Genomic DNA, 473 nt, shown 5'->3' with positions numbered 1-473 from the left:
CAAAATCGGTGACAAGGCAGCAATTCCCGGATTACTTAAACTTGTTGAAGATTTCCACTATGATGTGCGTTGGAGTGCGGCAGATGCCTTAGGCAAAATCGGTGACAAGGCAGCAATTCCCGGATTACTTAAACTTGTTGAAGATTTCCACTATGATGTGCGTTGGAGTGTGGCAGAGGCCTTAGGCAAAATCGGTGACAAGGCAGCAATTCCCGGATTACTTAAACTTGTTGAAGATTCAGACTCTTTTGTCCGTAAGAATGCGGCAAAAGCCTTAGGCAAAATCGGTGACAAGGCAGCAATTCCCGCATTACTTAAACTTGTTAAAGATTTCCACTCTGATGTGCGTTGGAGTGTGGCAGAGTCCTTAGGCAAAATTGGTGACAAGGCAGCAATTCCCGCATTACTTAAACTTGTTGAAAGTTCAAACTCTGATGTGCGTAGGAATGCGGCAGAGGCCTTAGGCAAAATTG

The 473-nt window shown here is 44.8% G+C and carries 1 protein-coding gene; it reads left to right on the top strand.

Features of this window, described 5'->3' with window-relative positions; genetic code table 11:
* Window positions 1-473, top strand: a 473-nt coding sequence (locus QUA90_RS21820; RefSeq protein WP_333447696.1) for a HEAT repeat domain-containing protein, incomplete at both ends; no start/stop codon positions are given.

It is taken from the genome of Microcoleus sp. D3_18_C4, from assembly GCF_036702355.1.
Classification (GTDB): Bacteria; Cyanobacteriota; Cyanobacteriia; order Cyanobacteriales; family Microcoleaceae; genus Microcoleus.
The sequence above is the reverse complement of the archived record's forward strand: the minus strand, read 5'-3'. Positions and strand labels throughout refer to the sequence as shown.